This is a genomic window from Burkholderia sp. BCC1998, assembly GCF_905339875.1.
Classification (GTDB): domain Bacteria; phylum Pseudomonadota; class Gammaproteobacteria; order Burkholderiales; family Burkholderiaceae; genus Burkholderia.
On the sequence record NZ_CAJPHE010000100.1, the window covers coordinates 1 to 518 of the forward strand.

The 518-nt window shown below is 63.1% G+C and carries 1 pseudogene; it reads right to left on the reverse strand.

Going from position 1 to position 518, the window contains the following annotated elements:
• Nucleotides 1-518, reverse strand: a pseudogene (gene sucC / locus U5A56_RS36960) (succinate--CoA ligase subunit beta); the annotation flags it as partial.

Here is a 518-nt window from a genome sequence, read left to right on the forward strand (position 1 = left end):
GCCGAGATGATCGGCAGGCCCGAATCGGCCAGCATCTTCTTGCCGAGGTCCTCGTTCGTGCCCTTCATGCGCACGACGAGCGGCACGTTCAGGTTCACGGCCTTCGAACCGGCGATCACGCCTTCCGCGATCACGTCGCAGCGCATGATGCCGCCGAAGATGTTCACGAGGATCGCCTTCAGGTCCGGGTTCTTCAGCATCAGCTTGAACGCTTCCGTGACCTTCTCGGTCGTCGCGCCGCCGCCGACGTCCAGGAAGTTCGCCGGCTCGCCGCCGAACAGCTTGATCGTGTCCATCGTCGCCATCGCGAGGCCTGCGCCGTTCACGAGGCAGCCGATGTTGCCGTCGAGCGAGATGTACGCGAGGTCGAACTTCGACGCTTCGATTTCAGCCGGATCTTCTTCGTCCAGGTCGCGGTACGCGACGATTTCCGGGTGGCGGAACAGCGCGTTCGAGTCGAAGTTGAACTTCGCGTCGAGTGCGATGACCTTGCCGTCGCCGGAGACGTTCAGCGGGTT